Below are 18,280 nucleotides of genomic sequence, written 5' to 3' on the forward strand. Positions count from 1 at the left end.
CACGGGCCTGTTGTCCCAATATTAGGGGTTTCACCCGTGGGTTCGCGGTGAAGTCGCGGGGCCGACCGGCTCGCCGAGGACGGCCAACTCCTCCTCGGTCAGGCACAGGCTTCCGGCGGCGATGTTCTCTGCCAGGTGTACCGGGTTCGCGGTGCCGGGAATGGCCAGCACGTGCGGACCGCGGTGGAGGGTCCAGGCGAGCCGTACCTGAGCCGGCGTCGCATCGTGGGCGCGGGCAACGGACTGGACGCGCGCGTCCTGTTCAGCGGGCGGGAGTCGGCCGGGCGGCACGCATCGCCCACCACTGCGCCCTCACCACGAGACGACGGTCGAGCCGGAAGGACCGGCTCCCGCACCTGGCCGGCGTCGAAGCGGGCGACGACGTGGGCAGGGCCCCCGCGCTGACCGGAGACATCCCAGACGCCGGCTACCCGCGCCGCCACGGGGCACGGTGTGCCTTCGGCGACGGCTGCCAGAGAAGCCGTTCACCTGTCGCGCGGGCGATGACCCGCAGATGGGGGCCGGTATTGCCGACGTACCAGAGGGATCTCTCCGCCGGACGCCAGACATAGGCTGGAACGCCTTCGTCCAGGAGAGTGGGCAGACGCGGCTCGTCGAGTGCCACGGCCGAGAACTCGTACAGCGCCGGCAGACGTGGGGCGATCACGCCGTAGTCGAGCATCCTGGCAATGGCGTGCTCGTCGAGAATGGTGTCCTCGGTGGGCGTGGTGACCGGGTATTCGGACGGGAACGACCGGCCGAGGTCGAGGAACAGCTTCACCGTCCGGGAGCGCGGGTCCACCAGCCGTGGCCCGAACCTGGCCAGTCGACCCAGCGCCAGCCGCGGTTCCACGAGCATGGCGTGGGTGAACAGGACACGCAGCAGGGCGACGTTGATCATGAATCGCTCCACCTGCGACTCGGACACCGCCAAGTCCTCGTGCCGTAGATAGCCGGACACGATGCTGGCGTTGTGGGCGTGGTACCAGGAGGCAGGCGACGGGGACCGGATGCACTGCATCCAGTACTCGACGCTCCTTGAGCGTGGTGCCCCTCTCACGCCGCCGCACAGAAGGCTCGCCTCCACCTTGTCCCGGAGCAGACCTTCGTTCACGGAACGCCACCACGCGCTGCCCGGGCGATCCGAGGACTCCGGTGCGAGCACTCCCCGGGCGGCGGACCAGCGCATGAAGCTCAGCTCAGCGTGACCGTACCGACGCAGGGGCCCGGCGGAACCCTCATAGAACTCCTGCGCCAGCGCCACGCGTCCATGCACGTCATCCCGCACCAGCGCGACACGGGCCTCCGCGCGAGACGCTGCATCAGACACGACTATCCCATCGGACCGCGGGCATGTGAGGACCTCGACACTCTCAGGACCAGCTCCCTCGCGGGCTGCCCGCATCGGGTGCCCGGCACGAAGGTATCGCGATCGCGACCAATCCGAAGAAGTCGACCTGGCTCGCAACACGTCGAGTTCGTCCGCCGTACGTTCGCGGCACTCCTGGAAGCCGCACAACCCGGCCCCTCGCTCTCGTCCGCCGCCAGTACCGGCGGCCACCCCTGAGCCGTAGCCGCTCGGAGTCCAACGAGCCGCATGTGCACATGAGTTGAAGGGCAAGCCCGCGCGGGACACTGAGGCTAGCCTGGGTCTGCCGACGGGGAGAGTTCGTCGGCATATGGTCAAGAAGCACGCTCAGGGCGTGTTTCTTCTGCTTCGCATGGAGGTTGGGTGATTCACGCTCAGCACGGCCGACGCGCATGGGCACGCCGCTTACGCCGGTCCCTCGCCGGCGCCGCGCTCACGCTCGGGCTCGTCGGCACCGGCATGACCGCCGCCCCGGCGTCCGCCAGCGGAGGAGGTGCCGCGGTGGACACGCGCATCCGCGAGTCCACCGCGTCAGACGGCGCCAGGTCGTCCACCACCGCCGTCGATCCCAGGATCGTAGGCGGCTCCGAGACCACGATCGGCAACGCCCCGTACATGGTCCAGCTCTTCTACCTGGACAGCGCCGAGCAGTTGTGGTTCTGCAACGGCGCGCTGATCGCGCCCAACAAGGTACTGACCGCGGCGCAGTGCGTTCACGGCCGTGATCTCACCGACAGGGACCGTGCCGTGGTGCTCGGCGGCACGACGTACCGCGGCGACCTGGACGGCAGCACCCGGATCGGCATCAAGCGCCAATGGGCGCACCCCTCCTACCGGCCGTCGGGCGTCACCCACGACATCGCCGTTCTCACTCTGAACGGAACACTGCCCTACTCCCCCGCCAGGACGGCCTTCGGCAGCGACAGCGCGCTGTACGCGGCCGGCGCCGAGGCCGCGGTCTACGGCTGGGGAGTCACCGGCACGGCCGCGGGCGAGTCGGGCGAGTCGGACGCCCTGAAGACGGCGACCCTTCCGATGCAGGCGGACTCCACCTGCGACTCCGCCCTGCGGGCCGCACTCGGCGGGCAGGACGCCTTCGCGGAGTCGGTGATGACCTGTGCCGGCCGGCCGGCCACCGGCGACGACAGCACCACCACAACGCCCTGCATGAGCGACGCGGGCGCCCCGCTGGTCGTCAAGGGACGCATCGTGGGCGTCTTCTCCTGGGGCGTCGGCAACAGCGAGAAGTGGTGCGGTGTGCAGGGCACCTACCCGGTGTTCACACAGACCGGCGCCTACGCCGGCCTGACGCAGGCACGGACGTTCGACACGGACATCTCCGGAGACGGCAGGGCGGACCTGTTCGCCAGGAAGTCGAGCGGTGGCGCCGCGTACACGTACAAGGGCACGACGCTGACGACCCGAAGCTCGGCGGGAACCGGCTGGGGCGGTTACAACAAGGTCCTGCAGAGCGACCTGAACCGCGACGGGGTACATGACTACGTCGTACGCACCACGGCGGGTGTCGTGTACTGGAGGCACCTCTCCTCGGGCCGGTGGGTGAACACCCGGATCGCCACCGGGTGGCGGAGCGTCCGCCAGATCCTGACTCCCGGTGATGTCAGCGGTGACGCCCGCCCGGATCTGGTGACGGTGGACTCGGCCGGCACACTGTGGCGCTACCCCGGCAACGGCAAGGGCGGGTTCGGCAACCGGGCAAAGATCGGTGCGGGGTGGCAGACGTACGCTCAGGTCGTCGCCCACGGCGACTTCACCGGCGACGGCCGTCCGGACCTGGTGGGCCGCACCGCCGCGGGCGCGCTCCACATCCATCCGAGCAGCACCACGGGCACCTACTCGTTCGGCACGCGCAAACTGGTGAGCGGCACGACGTTCAGGTCGGTCACGGCGCTGGCAGCCGTCGGCGACGTCAACGGCGACGGCAGGGCCGATCTGGTCACCCGGACCGGCTCCGGGACCCTGTGGCTCCACAAGGGCAAGGGGAACGGCACCTTCCTGGCGGCGGTGAAGGGCGCGGCCGGTCTCAACTCCTTCAACCTGTTCGGCTGATCCGGCCGCATCCGGCCGAAGGCCGTGCGGGCGCGCCTGCCGGGACGTTCTCCGCGACGGGCGCGCCTACGGGCCGTTGGAAGGCCGTGACGCGGATCTGAGGAGTCCCGCAGTTCGTCCCTGTCCTGGTGTGCGGACGGCGGTACGGGTGCTTCAGGGCGTACGGGTCCTTCGGGGCTCCTCACGGGTTCCTGGAACGAGGCAGCAGCTCTCCCGCGTAGGGATGTGCGGGTGGGCCCGGGCCGGCCACAGGCCGCCCGGTGACGGAGACCGAGGCAGTGGGGACGGGCGCGGACGCGGCCGGAGCCGGCGAGGCCCAGGAGGGAGCCTGAACGGCGGGCGCGAGGACGACGCCGGGCGCCGGCAGGGCCGCCGGGCCGCGGACGAAGACCGCCTCCTGATGATAGTTGGGCTCCTGATGCACGAGGTTGGTCGCGTTCGAGAAGAAGGCGACCGTTCGCCCGTCTCCACTGAGCGCGGGCCGGCTGCCGGCTGTGTAGTCGGTGCGAGTGGTCCACGGCACGGGGTCGCCGTACCGCAGGCTGACGCTGGCGCGCACTGTGACGCCCCGGGCGAGGTCTCGTACGTAGGCGTCCACGGCGTCGTTCCTGTCCCCGTCGACCAGCGCGGCACGGGAACTGAACGCGACCGTCCCGCCGTCCGCGGCGATGCTGGGTTCGCTGCCGTCGGCCACCGTGCCGTCGGGGGTCAGGCTGACGGTCTCGTCCTGCCCCGTGACGAGATCGCGCCGTCGCACGGGGGTGTGTCCCTCCGGGTCGGGGAGCGCTGTGTAGGCGAGGTACTGTCCGTTCGCGCTGAGCGCGGGCGCGGTGGCGGCCGGAATGGTCGTCGTCGTCCCGGCGGCCAGGTCACGGACGATGACTCCGGTGCCGGACTGGTAGGCCACCTTGCCCGCGTCCCCCGAGATCGTGGGGTGATAGCCCTCTCCCAGGGGCCGCAGAGTCCCTGGGCCGAGGTCGCGGAGGTAGATCGTGACGGTGTGCCGGGAGGGATCCCAAGGGGACGGTCCGTGGACCTCGAACACCAGGTGCCCGCCGTCGGCGCTGAGGGCCGGGTGACGAGCGAAGCCGTTGAGTTCGCCGCCCGCGGGGTCAACGCTGGCGCGCGTGGTGGTTGCCGTCCCTGTGTCATGGACGAAGATGTCCGAGCGTCCGTTCGCGTCCCCGCTCACCAGGTTGGTGGCGCCGGACTCGAAGGCGACGCGGTCGCCCGACGCGTCGATCGAGGCGTGCTCGCTGTGTCCGTCGGCCGTCTGCGCGTTCGCGCCAAGGCTGATCTGGCGGGCTGCGACGTCGTTGAATTCGTCGAAGCGGCCGTCGCCGCGGGCATCCCGGTCGATCAGCCAGACCGTGTAGAGGGTGCCGAGGTAGACGTACGGGTTGCCGTCGGTCACCGCGACGAACCGGCCGGTGGCACTGACGCTGGGGTCGTGGGACGTGTCACGGACGTCCCGGTACGCCTTCACCAGGCTGTTCTCCACCAGACCTACGGTCCGCCCCGGAAGTGCCAGGCGCTGGCAGGCGTCTCCCACGCCGTCGCCGTCGCTGTCCTGCTGGGCGGCGTTGGCGAGGTCGGGGCAGTTGTCGCCTTCGTCGTCGACACCGTCGTCGTCGTCATCGGCGTCGCAGACGTCTCCGGTGTGGTCGCCGTCCCGGTCGTGCTGATTGGTGTTGCGCATCGTCAGGCAGTTGTCGGTGCTGTCGCGGACGCCGTCCCCGTCGGTGTCGACGGCGTCCGGATCGCAGGCGTCCCCGACGCCGTCGCTGTCGGAGTCCCTCTGGCCGGGGTTGGCCGTGGAGGGGCAGTTGTCGAGGAAGTCCCGCACCCCGTCGCGGTCGGTGTCCCAGTCGAGGTCGCAGGCGTCCCCCTGCCCGTCGTGGTCGCTGTCGCGCTGTCCCGGGTTGGGGAACGCGGGGCAGTTGTCGAAGAGGTCGAAGACCCCGTCGTCGTCCGGGTCCTGTGCCTGGCAGGCGTTCCCGATGCCGTTGCCGTCGTCGTCCGCCTGGCCGGGGTTGGCGGCGTCGACGCAGTTGTCGGCGTTGTTGGTGATGCCGTCGCTGTCGCTGTCGGAGCCGGCGGCCGCGCGCACGATGCCCGCGGCCGTGAAATCGGCGGTCTCTTCGGCCGGAGTCGCATCGGAAGGGCGGTGGTCGACCAGATAATCGAGGTTCTTCCAGTCGTTGCTGCTCAGCAGAGTCTGCGCCGGGGTCGTTGCGGGGGTGCAGTCCTCCAGTTCGTTGATGCGGCCCTCGACCGGCTCGGTGTCCTGGACGCCATCGCCGTCCCAGTCGAAGTACGGCGTTGCCGCCGTGGACAAGTCGGTCTCGTGTGGCAAGGCGACGCACCCCGTGCCCTTCCTGACGGTGTACCAGGTGTGTGTCCACCCCTGCCGGCCTCCGGGCGGAGTCGGCCCCACACCGGCCCCCTCGTCGAGCTTCGACTCATCGAGCAGAATGGGCGTGAGGTCAGCCAGACTGAATCGGGAGTAGTCCAAAGGCGCCTCCGCGAAACGGCTGAGGTCCGTGAACCAGTAGTTCATGATGCTGAAGTAGTTGGGCTTGAAGTTCACGTCGTCGCGGCCGCCGTGGTCCAGGCCGAGCGTGTGGCCGAGTTCATGCATGAAGACCCGCTGCTCGATGTTCCGCCGGCAACCGCCACCGCATCCGTAGCCGCCGGCCTTCTCCAGCGCGTCGTCGGACATGGAGCCGACTGCCACCGCAAAGCCGGAACCAGGTGTTCCATCAGCGACGCCGAGCGTCCCGTTCGGCACGTCCGCTTCCTCTGCCAGCGCGCCCGTGAACAGGGCGTAGCGGAAGAACTGCGACTTGGCCCGAAGGACCGCGGCACAGTTCACCGCCCCGCGTTCCTGGTTCGTGCCGAACCAACCGTCGCAGACGTCTTCGGCCTTTCCGAACTGCAGTTCCGGGTACGTTCCGTCGACGGCATCATGAGAGGGGTTGGTGCCGCCGAAACTCAGCAGACCCACGGTAGGCAGTTCCTCGTCGACGCCGTGGGCGGAGCCGGGACTCAGGTGCAGTCCCACCCCTCTGCCCGCCGGAGGAGCGGAGTCGAAGGCGCGCACGACCGGCTGCAGGTCGGTGGGAGTGTGACTCTTCGTCGCGTCGACTTCGACGAACACGTCGGGCCGTTGGGGACTGGCACCGTAGGCCGGGTCGCCGAGGGGATACTCGTAACCGCCGTTGCCGTCGTAGTCGAGGCCGTACGCCGGTCGTGACGGGTCGCCGGCTCTCACGCCGGGTGTCTCCCAGTCCTCGCACAATCCGTCTCCGTCCGCGTCCGGACTGCGGTCCCCGTCGACGTCCGCGCAGAACGCCGAGAACTCGGACGTGTTGCCCTCACGGTCGGTGGCGGTGGCGGTGAAGAACTCGGTGAGTCCGGAGGCCGTCACCGTCAGCCGGAAGGTCCCGCCCTTGTCCGGACGGACAGAGCCGACCCAGCGACGCCCCTCCCCGAAGGACGCCCCCAAGGTGGGTATCCTCCACTTCACCGTGCCGTCGGCCGGGTCACTGACGACCGTCGAGCCGGGGCGCAGGACACTGGTTCCCGTTGTGTCGGCGTGCCCCAGGTTGTAGACGTCGATGGTGATGTCCTCCGGTGCGCGATCGCCGAGATCGTAGGTGCCGATCACCCTGCGGGTTCCATCGGGGCGGTGCACGAGCCGGACCATGGCCGGGAAGTTCAACTGCTGGTTGGCGCCGACGTCGGCGTCGATCTGTGCGGATTCGCCCGCCAGGTCGTTGGCGGTGACACCGAGTTCGGCGAGGTCGATGCCAGGGCCCGCGTTCTGGGCGATGCCGTTTCCGCGAATCGTGTTCCGCGCCGCGGTGCCGAGGACCTGAACACCCGCCATCCAGTTGTTCGCGATGCGGTTGCACCGGGCGACACAGCTGTCGGACGGGGTCTCCTGCACCCCGTACCCGACGGTGTTCGAGGTGGCACCGTCCTCGATCAGCACTCCCCAGTGATTGCCGAGTCTCACTTTTCCGTCCGCGCTGGTACCGATGGCGTTTCCGGACACCCTGCTGCCGATGGTTCCCGGGCCGCTGAGATGGACACCGGCCGCTTTGTTGGAGGCGATCACGTTGTCGATGACCCTGGTGCCCTCGGTGGCGACCGCATCGGTCGCGTCCGACACGACGGCCACTCCCGCTCTGCCGTTGGACAGAGCAGCCGCGCCACTGGCGTCCACCCCGATGTGGTTGCCCCTTATCTCGCTCCGCCGACTGCCCTCGTTGATGTACACGCCCCCGCCGGTGTTGCCCGAGATGACGTTCCGGTGCCGGGGCAGAATGCCGCCGACGATCGTGTCGGACGGTGGACCGAGTCCCGCGGAGGGAGTTCCGTCCCCGATGGCCACGCCATGGCCGGTGACGCCGGTCCGCCCGGCCAACGGCCCGGATCCGCCGACGGCGGCTCCTATGACGTTGCCGGATATCCGGTTTCGGACACTCGCGGATCCGGTGACGGCGATACCTGTTTCGTCATTGCCCGACACGATGTTGCCGATGCCGTTTCCAGCGGCATTCACACCCACCGTGTTGGATGCCGAATTCTGCAGCTGTATGCCGCTGTAGCGGTTGCCGAGGTCGATCTTGCCGGACCGGTCAGTTCCTACGAGGTTCGCGGCGATGGTGTTCTTCGATCCGTTGCGCAGGAGGATGCCGTGACCGCGGAATCGGTTGACGGCGACACCCTTCACCACGCTCCCCGAACCGTTGATCACCAGCCCGTTCGGGTATCCGGAGGCGAGTCGGGAGCCGCTGATCTCGACGCCCGCGGTCAGCGGCGCGGTGCGAAAGCCTGACTGGGTCGTGGCGTCGATCGTCACCGGCCCGGTCACAGGGGGCAGCGGACCGCTCGCCGGCCTGATCGTCACCGGCCCGCTTCCGACGGCGAAAGTGATGCGCTCGGCACCGGCGTGACGGTTGGCTTCCATGAGCGCCGCCCTCAAGGTGCATTCTCTGCGGGCGCTCGTGGTGGAGAGGCATTTCCCGTCGCCCGGCGACCGGTCGGGGGCGTCCCCTGCTGAATCGACCACCAGGCGGATGGGCGCGGCGGCGGCCGGTGAATGGGTGGCGGGAATTCCTACCGCGGCCATGGCCGCGCCGGCCGACACGACCGCGGCGACCGATCGATACCCCATTGCGCCCACCCCCGACGGTGCCGCCCCTCGCCCGTGTCAGGACTCCGGGGCGGCGTGGGGCATCGTATCGATGCCGGGGGCCGCGCCCCAGCGAATTCTCATATCCGATACGAGAGGGCATTTTCGTTTCCTGCGGGACGGGCGAGCCAGGTGTTCTCCGAATGCGCTGGGGTCTCCTCGTGCGGTTCTTCGAAATTACGCCAGGCCGTTGCGCTGGGAAGTGGCTGGTGATGAATCGGTTATGACCGCCACATGCCCGGGGCGCCACGGGCTGGGGCTCGCTCTGGTCTTCAACGCCCTGTCAGCGGCCTCCACCAGCAGCCAGATCGAGGTCACCCGCCAGGGACAGGTGACCGGACATGCGCCGCACGGATGCCCAGAACGCCCGCCGCAGAGCCGCCCGCGCACGCGAACCTGACCGGGCCGGCCTGACCCTCGCCGACCTTCGCGGCGCGACGATGTGGGGAGCGGACCTCACCGACGCCAACCTGGACGGCGCGCACCTGGAGAAGGCGCGGTTCGTCGATCTCGGGGGAGCGCATGTCACCGACTTGACGACCGGCGTGCGCTGACGGGTCCGGCAAGAGGGACCCTGCGCTCTCGTCAGCGACAAGGAAGCCGTACGGCGGCGGCTGCGACACCACGGTCGACGGCAGAGGCTCGCGATCCCCCCGCACCAGCATCCCGCGAGGTCGCACTGGTGAAATCGCTGGTCAGCCGTGGCGCGGCGACACGTGCGCTGAGGCTGCGCCGCACCACGGCAGCTGGCTGGGAGCCCGCCAGTCAGTAGTAGTGCCGACGGCCGGCGACCGCATGACCCATGGCGCCCATGATCCACAGGATCGCGCCGATGACCGCCAGGATGAGGCCGATCGTCCACAGGATCGCCACGCCCGTGACGAATCCGATGACGAGCAGGATAACGCCGATGAGGATCATGACCGCCTGACCTTTCTGCCAGTCGGCCGCTGCCGGACAGTCCTCTCAACAGCGGCCAAAGGTGCACCAGCACCTGTGCGACCGACTTCCCCGATCCGCTGGAATAACGCGCGACGCGCCCGAAATATCGACGGAGCCCTCTGCCCGCCCATTACAGGGCACGCCGAGCGCGCCGCGGCGGTTTCGATCCTGGCACCCGGAGCCCGGGCTCCCGTCAGCGTGGAGCATCGTCTGAAACGTGCGCTGGTGGCGCAGCCGCCCGGCGGTGCTTGATGTTCGCGTCACGGCGGTGCCACCGGGGGCCGGAGTTGACTGACCGCCACGGCCGGCTCGTCCAGGATCTCGGCCGCCTGCTCGACGGCGACCAGACACGTCAGCCCGAACCTGTTGCACGCCTGCCCCAGGCCGGCCACGTGCTACGGCTCCTCGCTCGCCCCGGCCTCACGGTCGGGGACCCGCACGGCGCCCCCGGCTGTCACCGACGGCGGCCGCCACGGGCGCGTTGACGCCGGGCTGCTCTCACACACCTTTCCGCGCCCCGGCGGCATACCGGCGGGCCCGGTCGCTCGCGGAGTCGATCGGGCCTCGCGCCTACGCCGTCCGGCGTATACCTCCTTCCCCGCCCGGGGGCTCATCGCCCGCAGTGTCGCGCCGACCCCGCGTCGATCAGCAGATAAGCGGCGCGCAGTTGTCACACTCGCCGCGCGTCCTCACAGCCATCGTGATCAGGAGAGAGGTACATGAGAAACGCAGCACGCGCAGTCATGGTCGTGGCGCTGGGAGCGCTGGCCGTGCAGTCCGCTCTCGCAGCGCCGGCACACAGCCTCAAGGGCACCGGGACACCGGCTTCGACCGGTGTGCGGAGCCTGGTGCGCACCGTAGCGCTCACACCCGGCCGCACCACCGTCGTCCGCGCCGCCGCGCCGTTCAGGATGCTCGGGGTCACCTGGGACGATCCGGAAGCGCCGCTGACCGGCGCCGCGGAGGTCCGCACCCGGGCCTCCGGCGGCATCGACTGGTCCGAATGGAAGCGGCTGGACAGCGGCGACAGCCACGGGGACGACACCGCCCTCCGGGGCGGCACCGACCCGCTGTGGGTGGGAACCGCCGACGAGGCAGAAGTCCGGATCATCGCGGACGGCGACGAACTGTCCGACCTGCCCGATGGCTTGCGCCTGGACCTCGTCGACCCCGGTCCGGGCAGCGCGGTACGCCCGCTGCCCACCGTGCCCGTCCCTGCCTCGGGTCCCAACGCGCCCGGGGCCACGAGCGCCCCCAGGCCGACGATCGTCTCGCGCGCCGGCTGGGGCGCGGACGAGTCCCTCAGCCCCGCCGCCGCCACCTATGTGGCGAGCGGGAAGATCAAGGCCGTCGTCGTCCACCACACGGCCGACTCCAACAGCTACTCCTGCGCCGAAGCGCCGGCGGTCATCCGCGCGATCCACGCCTACCACGTCAATCAGCTGGGCTGGCGGGACATCGGGTACAACTTCCTCGTCGACAAGTGCGGCACCGTCTACGAGGGCCGCAAAGGCGGTGTGGACCGTGCCGTACAGGGCGCCCACGCCTACGGCTTCAACTCCCAGACCACCGGCATCGCCGTCCTCGGCACCTTCACCACCGCCTCACCGCCCCAGGTGGTACTGAACTCCCTCGCATCGCTCGCGGCCTGGAAGCTCGGCCAGTACGGCGTCGACCCGGCCGGAACCACCACCCTCACCGCGGGCGCCGACGGCACGAACTACTTCCACAACTCATGGCTCCTGGGTGCCCAGTTGACCCTGCCGACCCTCCACGGCCATCGCGACGGCTACAACACCGAGTGTCCCGGCGAAAAGCTTTACGCCGAACTGCCCGCCATCCGGGCCATCGCCACCGGGAAGACTCCCGCCGGGCGCTGACCACACCCCGCCACAGCCCGCCATCCGGTGCACCCGTGCGCCAAATGGCGGGCGCCTTCATGTGCGTTGAGCCTCTGCTCACACCACAGCCCAGCGATCCGCGGCCCGCCACGCCTCGTCAGGCACCCGTGTGGATGTGGGCCGCCCAGAGCGAGGGCCTCGCGGCGGCTTCCGCGCGGAGGGCGCGCACGGCCTCGTGGAGTGCGGCGGCGGCGTGGGCAGGGCCGAGGCGGGCGTACGTGGCGTAGAACCTGTGGGCGGTGCTGGTGGCGATGCGGTCGTCGACGGGCCAGAGCGTGCCCACCACATGGGGGTAGCCCGCCAGTTGGAAGGCGGACGCCAGGTGGATGGACTCGTCGGCGAGGTCGGCGTCGTCGGAGCGGGCCGTCGCGCATGCGGACAGGTAGGCCAGGTGCGCGTGGTCCAGCCGGACCGACGCGAGTGCGGCGACGGTCAACGGGCGGGTGGCGTGGTCGTGCAACAGCAGCCGGCTGTGGGACGGATCCGCGGGATCGCTGACCCCGTGGCAGGCGAAGTGGGCGACGGCGTGCCGGGGCAGCAGTCCGAGGACGTCGGAGGTGGTGGGGTCGGGCGGTGTGAGGGAACCGGGCAGGGACCGGGCGACGAGGGCGGCCTCGGCGCGGACGAAGGTGAGGTGTCCCGGGACATCGGGCGTGGTGGGCATGGCGACGATGAGGGCCGAGCCGGCGCGGCTGGGCAGCGGTCGTCGTCGCGCGTGACGGAGTGCACCGATGGTGGGTGTGTAGGAGGAGACGACCCGGTCGAGGACGGAGTCGCCCGACCCGTCGTGCCGCCCGGATGCGTGCAGCGGGAACATGCCGAGCAGCCCGCCGGGCGCCCACCAGACCCGGGGCCAGGCCTCGGGCGGGGTGCCCGGCGGCACCGGCCGGTCGTGTCCCAGCGCGGCGAGTACGGGGCCGGTCGCGTTGTCCCACAGCCAGGCCAGCGTTTCGGTGATCTCCCGCTGGGCGGCGCGGCGGGTGTCCGGGGCGGGGGCCCTCGCCGTGCGGTGCAGGGCACCGAGGAAGGCGTCGATGCGGGTGAGGACCTCGTCGTGGCCGAGTCCGGGGAGGGGCACATGGGTGACGCCGTCCGCGGTGAGCAGCAGCGCGTCGGAGCCGAACGCACTGACGTTGAGGGCCGCGACGGGGCCGGCCCCGGTCTGTGCGAGCAGGTCGGCCGGGGCGGGCGGCAGGGCGAAGGAGGAATGGCCCGGCAGGGAACGGATCTCGGCGAGCAACGCCTCCCAGACGTCGGCCAGTTCGCGGCGCTCGGCCGGTCCGAGCGGCTGGTCGAGCAGGTCTCGCAGCTCGGTGAAGCGGCGGGCGGTGGCCGGGTGGGTTTCGCCCAGGACGGTGAGGTCGTCCCGGGTCTCCAGGGCGCGGGCGAACAGGACGGCACGCCCCGCTTCGAGGAGTTGCAGGGCGTCCTCGCGGCGCCGGGAGGCGGACCGTTCGGGATCGCGCAGGACCAGCGCGGCGGCGTCGGCGGCGATACCGCCGTGCAGTCCCAGGCCGTACAGCTGGTCGGAGCGCTCCAGTCTGCGTGAGGCAGCCGTGTGCGGCAGCAGTCGTACCGCCGATTCCAGAAAGCCCGCAGCCTCGGACGGGCGGCGACGGCCGAGCAGCGTGCCCGCGACGTTGGCCACCTCCAGCCGTCTCGTAGGTGAGGCCGCGAGATGGTCGGCCGCTTCCCGGAACCGTGCGATCGCCTCCTGGTCGTCGTCGGTGGCGGACGGCCCGCCCAGCTCCGCCCGCATCGTGAGAGCGCCGCCGAGTGCGGCGGCGTAACGGCTGCGCTGCGTGTGGCCGACCGGCGTCGACGCGACCGCCTGGCGGTACGTCGTGACGGCTTCGTCCACGTACGCGGGCCGGCCCGACGCCTGGAAGTGCTGGAGGAGCAGGCCGCCCAGGCTGGCCAGCATCGACGCGCGGTCGGGATGGTCCGCGGCGAGGGCGACGCCCTCGCGCAGCGCGGCCTCCGCGGCGTCCAGGTCGGCAGTGTCGCCGAAGGCCAGGTACCGGACGCCCAGCAGAAGCCCGATGTTCGACAGGCAGCGCACCTGCTGGAGCCGGTCGTCCACGGCGAGTTCCATGCCGCGGCGGAGCCACATGACGGCCTCGTCGGCCGTCGCGGCGTCGCGTGTGCGCTCGAAGAGACCCGCGAGCGCGGAGCCCAGGTTGGCCATGTAGATGGGCCGGTGGCGGTGGTCGGGCGGGGCGATGTCCACGGCTTCGCGGGACAGCCGGACCGACTCGGCGAGGTCGGCCGAGTCGCCCGACCATTCGAACCGGTCGTCCAGGGCGGAGCCGAGGTTGGTCAGGAAGCTCGCGCGGACCGCCGGGGCCAGGTCGTACTCCAGCGCCGTACGGTGGTGACCTATCGCCAGGTCGAGGTCGGCGGTCTCACCCGTGGTGTTGAACCTGTGGTGCATGGCGACGGCGAGGTTGGACTGGAAGCCGGGCCGGTCGTGATGGTCCGCGGGTACGACGGCGAGGATCCGCTCCCAGAGCGTGACGAGTTCGTCGTGGTCGTCGGGGTCGTCGGACTCGGTGAGTTCCAGTGCCCGCGCGGTGACGAAGTCCGAGGCCTCGTCGGTCAGCCGGGGCAGGATCTCCTCGGGGAAGTCGGCGAGTTCGAAGTCGGCGGAGAGCAGGCAGGGCAGGAACATCTCCAGGGCCGCTTCCAGATCACCCTCGTCGTCCGTTCCGCCGTACCGGTACAGATAGAACCAGCCCAGCATGAACACCGACTCCGCGTCCTCGGAGTCTTCCCCGAGCAGCGCGGCCTCGGCGAGCGCGCCGTCCTCCAGTGCCGGGGCGAAGGTCCCCGACTCCTCGATGCGGCGGATCCGCTCGACGACCGCGTCCTGGCGTCGCTGGCGCTCCCGTTCGTCCATGCTCGCGCACGCCCCCCTTCGCACCGACAGTAGCGGCGCGCCCGCGCGGCAACCAGCGGAATCACAGGCTTCGTTGCCGGCCGGGTACGCGGGGCGGGACGTCCACGCCGGACTTCCACGCCGGACCTGACGCCGGACTTCCCCGCGCCGGACTTCTACAGCGGTCTGCTACAGCGGTCTGCCAAGCCCGACTTCAAGGTCCCCGTCTACGCCCCGTCCACCAGGAACCCCTTCGCCTGGAGCGTCGCCGACAGTGCCACGAGGGTGTCCCCCGCGCACTGGCCGTCCTCGGGCAGACCCTGGTCCCGCTGGAAGGCACGGACCGCGGCCTGCGTGTGCGGGCCGTCCATGCCGTCGACGGTGCCGGGCTCGTAGCCGAGAACGGCCAGGGCTTCCTGGATGCCTCTGAGGCTCGCCAGGTTGTACACCTTGGGGCCCGCGTCAGCGCCGGGGGCCGGGGGTGAACCGTCCTGGAAGAAGGTGACGGAGGTGACCGCGTCCGTGCCGGTGATGCCGAGGAAGAACTGGTTGAGATCGACCCCCCGGTACTGGCCGTCGGGGGCCCCGCCGATGATCTCGACCAGGGCCCAGTGGAGATGGGTGGTGGTACCGCCGCTGCGGCACACGGTTCCCAGCGGGTCGCCCCTGCTGACGGTGGCGCCGAGGGTCAGTCCGGCCGGCACCCCGGTGATGTGGGTGTAGTAGCCGCCCATCATGTTGTTGCGGGCCCGCATGAAGAGCTGGGCGCCGTACACCTTGGGTGTGTCCGTGGCCGGATCGTGCGGGTTGTGGCGGGTGATGTGCGCGTCGAAGGCCGCGCGGACGGGTGTCCCCTCGGGGGCGCCGAAGTCCATGCCGAACTGCTCGTACCAGTTGGGCGGCTGATGCCCGCCGACGTTCGGACCGCCGAGGTCGGTGGCACCGAATCCGGGCTGGAACGGGCCGGACATGTCGATGGTGAATGCGGACATGATGCCGTCCTTGTCTGTCTGATCGCCGGTCAGGCTCCGCCTACGCCCCCGGGCTGCCCGACAACCCCCACCCCGACCATTCTCGGCCGCTCGTTCACCGTCTGCAACCGTGCGAGGCACGCCCGCCCACCGCCTGCCGCCCCCGCCCGCCGCCCGATGACAGCGGAATGACGACACGCTGACACCGCTTCCGTACCGTCGAAGTGACCGGACGGCCTCGCCATGGTCGCCCCGCCCCCACCCGCGGTTCGGCAAGCGCGACGACGAGACGAGGAGTCGGCCATGACACGGCGCAACCCCTACCCAGTCCCCCAGGAGCCCGGCGTTATCGTGCCGGTCGAGGTCAGGGGCTGGCATCACGGCTACGAAGCGGGGATCAGCTCTCCGCCGGACGTGCCCCCCACTCCGTCTCGCCGCCACCCCGGCTACATGACGGCCTGGCAGGAGGGCGCGCACGCGGGGAACGCCGACGGACGCGCCGAGGGCTGGCGGTGGGCCTACTTCGACGAGGGCGCACTCCCGCAGCCCGGGGACGCGGGCGTCTACGGACCGCGGGACAGCGGTGAACCGGACGCGGAGCGCGGGGACTTCCCGCAGAGCTGGCCGTGCGTGGGCGAGCGCCCGCTGCGGGTGATGCTGGCGGAGTTCGCGCCGGGCGAGGGGGCCGAGGACGGACTCACCGGCCGTAGCCTGGCGCGGGCCTGCGCGGACAAGGGCGTCGCCCGGCTGTACCTGCCCGTCCTCACCAGTTCCTCCGGGCCCGCGCCGGAGCCCACCGGCGACGCGCTGGGTGACGCGGGCTACCGGCACGGCCCCGTGTGCGAGTCACTGGCCGAGGCCGCTCCCCACGCGCGCCCCGAGGTCCTGACGCGTGTGCCTCACTTCGGTGCCGTCATACGGTACGAGCCCGCGAGAGAGCACCACTTCTTCGACCTTCTCCCCCTGGACGGGAGACTGGCCCGGCGGCACTGACAGCGAGGCGCGCCATGGGCGGCATCTTCGGACTCGATCTGGAACGGCTGGCCGACGACCAACTCCCCGCGAAGGTGGAGATCGACAGCCCGCTGCCTCCGGTACGGCTGCGGGGGCGGCTGGAGCGTCAGCAGTTCCGCTCGTTCTCGGGCGTACTGAGCGCGACCGTGCCGGCCACGACGGTGACCGCCTTCGGCCAACTGGATCTGGCGGCGCCGGGCGGACCGGCGTTCATCGCGCTGCTCGGCGCCACCTTCCCCGAGCCCGGAATCCAGCTCGGCCTGGGTTTCGCGCTCAGCGGCGTCGGCGGGATCGTCGGCGTCAACAAGGCGGTGAACCGGGACGCCCTGATCTCCTCCATCGCCGACGGCACGGCCGGGGAGCTGCTGTTTCCCCCCGACCCGGTGGCGGCGGCGAAGCAGGTCATCCCCCGGCTGCCGGTGCTGTTCCCGACCGCGCCGGGGCGCACGGTCGTGGGGCCGATGTTCCGTATCTCGTGGGGCGGCCGCATGGTCTCCCTGTCCGCGGCACTGGTCGCCGAGGTCCCCGAGCCCGTGCGGCTGACCCTGCTCGGCATTCTGCGGGTCTCCGTGCCGGATCCAGCGGTGCCGCTGATCCACATCAAGGCCACCTTCGCCGGACAGTACGACACCGCCGAGCCCAGCGCGTTCCTGATGGCGAGCCTCTCCGGCTCGCATCTGGCGGGGGTGCCGATGGACGGGGACGTGCTGGTGCTGAGCCGGGGTGGCGCCGACCCCACGTTCGTCCTCAGCGCGGGCGGCTTCCACCCGGCGTTCGCGATCCCGCGTGGAGTGCCCGCCCTGCACCGGCTGTCGATGAACCTCTCCCCGGTGCCCTGGATCCAGCTGCGCTGCCAGGCGTACTTCGCGATCACCACCAACACCCTGCAGTTCGGGGCTCAGCTCTCCCTGGTCGCGGAGATAGCGGGCTGCGGACTGCGGGGCATGTTCGCACTCGACGTCATCGTGCACCGTGAACCGAACCTGTCGTTCAGCGCCCGCATGCGGGGTTCGCTGTCCGTCGAGGTGTTCGGCGAGTCACTGCTGGGCGTCTCCTTCGACCTCACCCTGGAAGGGCCCGCGCCCTGGCACGCGGTCGGGCGCGGGAGCATCGACCTGTTCCTGTTCAGCGCCTCCTTCGACTTCGACGAGCGCTGGGGCAACCCGCCGCCCGCCCTGCCGACACCGCCGGCGGACCTGCGCAGAAGACTCGAAGAGGCCTTCGCCCGGCCGGAAGCCTGGAGCGCGCTGCCGCCCTCCGGCGGCGAGCGGCTCCCGGTGGTGCTCTCCCCGGCCGCCAACCGGCAGATCGGTGAGGGCCGTAGGGTCCATCCGCACGGCGGTGTCGTCGCCCGTCAGCGGGTCCTGCCCTTCGGAGTGGACATCCAGCGCCTCGGTCCGTCGGTCGTCGAGCCGGCCGAGCAGTGGGACGTCGCCTCGGCCACGCTCGGCGGCACGGAGGCCGACGCGGGACCGACCACGGACAGCTTCGCCCCCGGCCAGTTCCGCAGGCTCAGCGACGACGAGCAGCTCGCCGCCGCCGCGTACGACACATACCGGTCGGGCGTCCGCTTCGTGGCGGACACCTCCCCACCGGACGACGGCGCGTTCGTCACCGCGACGCTCGACTGGGAGACGAAGGTCGTGCCGGACCCGAACCCGCTGCGGGCGCTGGACCTGCTGCGCTTCACGCAGATCGGGGCGCTCGTGAACGCCGGGAGGGTGGCCGCCCTGATCTCCCTGCGGGATCCGAGCTGGTGGCAGATCGGCGCACCCCTGCTGGTGGCGGCCGAACCCCCCGTCGTGGCGGCGTCCACCTGGTCGATGTCCCCGGCCGGCCTGCCCGAGACGCCGATGGCCACGAACGCGGAGCGGCGCCTGCTGTACGCCGGCCTGGCCGGGGTGCGGGCGGTCGAGGCGTGGGAGGTGTGAC

The 18,280-nt window shown here is 70.9% G+C and carries 10 protein-coding genes and 5 pseudogenes; 5 read left to right on the forward strand and 10 right to left on the reverse strand.

The window, feature by feature from the left end:
• Positions 1 to 30 precede the first annotated feature (30 nt).
• Together ABZZ79_RS06510 and ABZZ79_RS06515 are read right to left on the reverse strand one after the other, a co-directional pair.
• Positions 31 to 249: pseudogene (locus tag ABZZ79_RS06510) on the reverse strand (aldo/keto reductase); the annotation flags it as partial.
• A gap of 178 nt (positions 250 to 427) precedes the next feature.
• A complete protein-coding gene (locus ABZZ79_RS06515; RefSeq protein WP_356687099.1) occupies positions 428 to 1,021 on the reverse strand; it encodes a hypothetical protein in 594 nt (197 codons plus the stop codon).
• 849 nt (positions 1,022 to 1,870) lie between these two features.
• Between ABZZ79_RS06515 and ABZZ79_RS06520 the strand changes: the two genes are divergently transcribed.
• Complete coding sequence (locus ABZZ79_RS06520; RefSeq protein WP_356687101.1) at positions 1,871 to 3,439, forward strand: trypsin-like serine protease; 1,569 nt, start codon at positions 1,871 to 1,873, stop codon at positions 3,437 to 3,439.
• Between the two features lie 1,537 nt (positions 3,440 to 4,976).
• Here the strand turns inward: ABZZ79_RS06520 and ABZZ79_RS06525 are convergent.
• The 4 pseudogenes from ABZZ79_RS06525 to ABZZ79_RS06540 form a co-directional block, all read right to left on the reverse strand.
• Positions 4,977 to 5,144, reverse strand: a pseudogene (locus ABZZ79_RS06525) (thrombospondin type 3 repeat-containing protein); the annotation flags it as partial.
• Positions 5,133 to 5,339 (reverse strand): annotated as a pseudogene (locus tag ABZZ79_RS06530) (thrombospondin type 3 repeat-containing protein); the annotation flags it as partial. The pseudogenes ABZZ79_RS06525 and ABZZ79_RS06530, both read right to left, overlap by 12 nt.
• A 24-nt stretch (positions 5,340 to 5,363) precedes the next feature.
• A pseudogene (locus ABZZ79_RS06535) lies at positions 5,364 to 5,531 on the reverse strand (thrombospondin type 3 repeat-containing protein); the annotation flags it as partial.
• A gap of 1,710 nt (positions 5,532 to 7,241) precedes the next feature.
• Positions 7,242 to 8,624, reverse strand: a pseudogene (locus ABZZ79_RS06540) (right-handed parallel beta-helix repeat-containing protein); the annotation flags it as partial.
• Between the two features lie 359 nt (positions 8,625 to 8,983).
• On the opposite strand from ABZZ79_RS06540, the gene ABZZ79_RS06545 reads away from it, so the two are divergent.
• Positions 8,984 to 9,196, forward strand: a complete 213-nt coding sequence (locus ABZZ79_RS06545; protein WP_356687103.1) for a pentapeptide repeat-containing protein — start codon at positions 8,984 to 8,986, stop codon at positions 9,194 to 9,196.
• A gap of 211 nt (positions 9,197 to 9,407) precedes the next feature.
• On the opposite strand, the gene ABZZ79_RS06550 is transcribed toward ABZZ79_RS06545, so the two are convergent.
• A complete protein-coding gene (locus ABZZ79_RS06550; protein WP_356687105.1) occupies positions 9,408 to 9,563 on the reverse strand; it encodes a DUF6131 family protein in 156 nt (51 codons plus the stop codon).
• A gap of 281 nt (positions 9,564 to 9,844) precedes the next feature.
• The gene (locus tag ABZZ79_RS06555; RefSeq protein WP_356687107.1) at positions 9,845 to 9,976 is read right to left on the reverse strand and encodes a hypothetical protein; all 132 of its coding nucleotides are present in this window, start codon (positions 9,974 to 9,976) and stop codon (positions 9,845 to 9,847) included.
• Between the two features lie 327 nt (positions 9,977 to 10,303).
• Here ABZZ79_RS06555 and ABZZ79_RS06560 point away from each other — a divergent pair, with 327 nt between their 5' ends.
• Positions 10,304 to 11,464: an N-acetylmuramoyl-L-alanine amidase gene (locus ABZZ79_RS06560; RefSeq protein WP_356687109.1), complete on the forward strand. Its 1,161-nt coding sequence runs from the start codon at positions 10,304 to 10,306 to the stop codon at positions 11,462 to 11,464.
• Between the two features lie 118 nt (positions 11,465 to 11,582).
• Here ABZZ79_RS06560 and ABZZ79_RS06565 read toward each other — a convergent pair whose 3' ends face one another.
• Positions 11,583 to 14,384, reverse strand: a complete 2,802-nt coding sequence (locus tag ABZZ79_RS06565; protein WP_356687111.1) for a CHAT domain-containing protein — start codon at positions 14,382 to 14,384, stop codon at positions 11,583 to 11,585.
• Between the two features lie 206 nt (positions 14,385 to 14,590).
• The gene (locus ABZZ79_RS06570; protein ID WP_356687113.1) at positions 14,591 to 15,355 is read right to left on the reverse strand and encodes a peptidoglycan-binding protein; all 765 of its coding nucleotides are present in this window, start codon (positions 15,353 to 15,355) and stop codon (positions 14,591 to 14,593) included.
• A gap of 282 nt (positions 15,356 to 15,637) precedes the next feature.
• Here ABZZ79_RS06570 and ABZZ79_RS06575 point away from each other — a divergent pair, with 282 nt between their 5' ends.
• Together ABZZ79_RS06575 and ABZZ79_RS06580 are read left to right on the forward strand one after the other, a co-directional pair.
• Positions 15,638 to 16,327 carry a hypothetical protein gene (locus ABZZ79_RS06575; RefSeq protein ID WP_356687115.1) on the forward strand — a complete coding sequence of 230 codons (690 nt, stop codon included), beginning with the start codon at positions 15,638 to 15,640 and terminating at the stop codon, positions 16,325 to 16,327.
• A gap of 14 nt (positions 16,328 to 16,341) precedes the next feature.
• Positions 16,342 to 18,279 carry a DUF6603 domain-containing protein gene (locus ABZZ79_RS06580; RefSeq protein WP_356687117.1) on the forward strand — a complete coding sequence of 646 codons (1,938 nt, stop codon included), beginning with the start codon at positions 16,342 to 16,344 and terminating at the stop codon, positions 18,277 to 18,279.
• Position 18,280: the final 1 nt, after the last annotated feature.

Origin of the sequence: Streptomyces sp. NPDC006458 (assembly GCF_040612135.1) — a bacterium.
Classification (GTDB): Bacteria; Actinomycetota; Actinomycetes; order Streptomycetales; family Streptomycetaceae; genus Streptomyces.

Coding starts and splice junctions, on each gene's coding strand:
- ABZZ79_RS06560 (WP_356687109.1), top strand. CDS start 10,304: ATGAGAAACGCAGCACGCGCAGTCATGGTCGTGGCGCTGGGAGCGCTG.
- ABZZ79_RS06575 (WP_356687115.1), top strand. CDS start 15,638: ATGACACGGCGCAACCCCTACCCAGTCCCCCAGGAGCCCGGCGTTATC.
- ABZZ79_RS06580 (WP_356687117.1), top strand. CDS start 16,342: ATGGGCGGCATCTTCGGACTCGATCTGGAACGGCTGGCCGACGACCAA.
- ABZZ79_RS06515 (WP_356687099.1), bottom strand. CDS start 1,021: ATGCAGTGCATCCGGTCCCCGTCGCCTGCCTCCTGGTACCACGCCCAC.
- ABZZ79_RS06550 (WP_356687105.1), bottom strand. CDS start 9,563: ATGATCCTCATCGGCGTTATCCTGCTCGTCATCGGATTCGTCACGGGC.
- ABZZ79_RS06565 (WP_356687111.1), bottom strand. CDS start 14,384: ATGGACGAACGGGAGCGCCAGCGACGCCAGGACGCGGTCGTCGAGCGG.
- ABZZ79_RS06545 (WP_356687103.1), top strand. CDS start 8,984: ATGCGCCGCACGGATGCCCAGAACGCCCGCCGCAGAGCCGCCCGCGCA.
- ABZZ79_RS06570 (WP_356687113.1), bottom strand. CDS start 15,355: ATGTCCGCATTCACCATCGACATGTCCGGCCCGTTCCAGCCCGGATTC.